This is a genomic window from Halorubrum sp. ARQ200 (assembly GCF_005435115.1).
Classification (GTDB): Archaea; Halobacteriota; Halobacteria; order Halobacteriales; family Haloferacaceae; genus Halorubrum; species Halorubrum tropicale.
In genome coordinates, this window is the sequence record NZ_SGTZ01000024.1 from 1 (window position 1) to 1,923 (window position 1,923).

A 1,923-nucleotide genomic window follows, 5' to 3' on the forward strand; every position below is an offset into this window, starting at 1 on the left:
TCCCCCGACCACCGCAACCGCGAAGTCCCCCGCCGTCCAAGCCGCGGCCGTGACCACGGGAGCCATCCTCGCCGGCGGCCGCTCGACGCGCTTCGGCGACGCCGACAAGGCCGTCGCGCCGATCGACGGCGTGCCGATGATCCGCCGCGTCGCGGACCGGCTCGCGGGGGCCGACGACCCGGTGCCCCCCGGCGCCGACCGCGCCAGCGGCGGCGACCCGGTCGTCGACGAGTTCGTCGTCAACTGCCGCCCCGACCAGCGCGAGGCGCTCGCCGAGGCGCTGTCGGGAGTCCCGCTCCCCGTTCGCTGGGCGCTCGACGAGGAGCCCGACTTGGGCCCGCTGGCGGGGATCCGGAACGCCTGCCGCGCGGCGACCGACCCGTACGCCGCCGTCGTCGCCTGCGACATGCCGTTCGTCGACCCGTCGTTCCTCGCGGCGCTGCGCGAACTGGCCGGAGAGCCCGGCGTCGAAGCGGTACTGCCGCGGCTCGACGACCGCTGGTTCCAGACGACGCAGGCCGTCTACGCGACCGAACCGGCCGCGGAGGCCTGCGACCGCGCGCTCGACCAAGGCGAGCGGAAGGTGCTCGCGATGGTGGATCGAGTGCGTGAGGCCGTCGTCGACGACGAGGCGATCCGGTCGCTGACGACCGACCGCACCTTCGCGAACGTCAACACGCGGGCCGACCTCGACGAGGCGGAGCGGGCGGTCGCCGCCGCGAGCGACGAGGCGTGAGCCGCGGCGTCTCCGTCAGGCTCCCGGACCGTCGCGCTCTCGGGCCGCCGCGGGGCGCGCTCCGCGTCACCCCTTCAGGACTTCGTACGCCTCGTTGAGCTCCTTGAAGTCCTCCTCGTCGCCGTCCTCGCCGTCCGGATGGAGCCGCTTCGCCCGCTCGCGGTACCGCCGCCGGACCGCCTCGCTGTCGGCCGTGCGGTCGAGCCCGAGCGTCTCGTACGCCTCGCGCTCGGTCATTCGGTCGGCCGTCGGCGCGCGGTCGCGGGGGTCGCGGGCCCCGCCCGGTCCGCGAGCGCCCGCTCGCCGCCCGGTCGCGCCGCGACCGCCGTCGGTGCCGGCGGCGCGGTACGCGCGCTCCCGGTTGGCCTCGGCGCGGGCGCGCTGCCTGGCGCGCTGGCGCTCCGTCGGGCCCGCCGCCTCGGCCGACCGCCGGGCCTGGTCGTGGAGGCGCCCGGTGGCGTGGTACCAGAGGAAGTAGGAGACGGCGCCGAACGGCAGCGCCAGCGCCAGCGCGATCGGGTGGAGGACGATCCCGCCGATCACGAGCAGCGCCGTCATGCCGACGAACGCCCCGGCGAGCCCCACGACGATCGTTCGATTCGTCACGGCCGTACTCGGGGGCGGAGGACTGTAAGGCTCTCGCCGGCGGCGGGGGCTCGACCGGAGCGGTCCGCGCCGCTCCGCACCGTTTATGCCCGCGGCCGCCCGGACTCGGGGTATGGAACCGGCGGACCGAGAGACGGCCACGGGGCTGCCGCCCGGGATCGCGGCTGCCCGCGAGGAGCTCACGCCGATGCTCTCGCAGTACGCCGACCTCTGTGCCGCCCACGAGGACGCCCTGGTGCTGTTCCAGGTCGGCGACTTCTACGAGGCGTTCTGCGAGGCGGCCGAGACCGTCGCGCGCGTCTGCGAGGTGACGCTGACGGAGCGGTCCGACTCGACCGGCGACTACCCGATGGCCGGGATCCCCATCGACAACGCCGCGCCGTACCTCGAATCCCTCCTCGACGCGGGCTACCGCGTCGCGCTCGGCGACCAGGTCGAGGACGCCGAGCAGGCGTCCGGCCTCGTCGACCGCGCAGTCACCGAGGTCATCACGCCCGGCACGGTCGTCGAGGACGACCTGCTCGAATCCGGGACGACGAACTACGTCGCGGCGGTGGCGGCCGACGAGGCCGGACGCCTGC

At 75.5% G+C, this 1,923-nt stretch carries 2 protein-coding genes and 1 pseudogene; 2 read left to right on the forward strand and 1 reads right to left on the reverse strand.

Going from position 1 to position 1,923, the window contains the following annotated elements:
• Positions 1-49 precede the first annotated feature (49 nt).
• Positions 50-736 carry a molybdenum cofactor guanylyltransferase gene (locus EXE50_RS16850; protein ID WP_137705637.1) on the forward strand — a complete coding sequence of 229 codons (687 nt, stop codon included), beginning with the start codon at positions 50-52 and terminating at the stop codon, positions 734-736.
• A gap of 66 nt (positions 737-802) precedes the next feature.
• On the opposite strand, the gene EXE50_RS16855 is transcribed toward EXE50_RS16850, so the two are convergent.
• Entirely contained in the window at positions 803-1,342 is a 540-nt protein-coding gene (locus EXE50_RS16855; protein ID WP_053770789.1) for a DnaJ domain-containing protein, read from the reverse strand.
• A gap of 112 nt (positions 1,343-1,454) precedes the next feature.
• On the opposite strand from EXE50_RS16855, the pseudogene EXE50_RS16860 reads away from it, so the two are divergent.
• Positions 1,455-1,923: pseudogene (locus EXE50_RS16860) on the forward strand (DNA mismatch repair protein MutS); the annotation flags it as partial.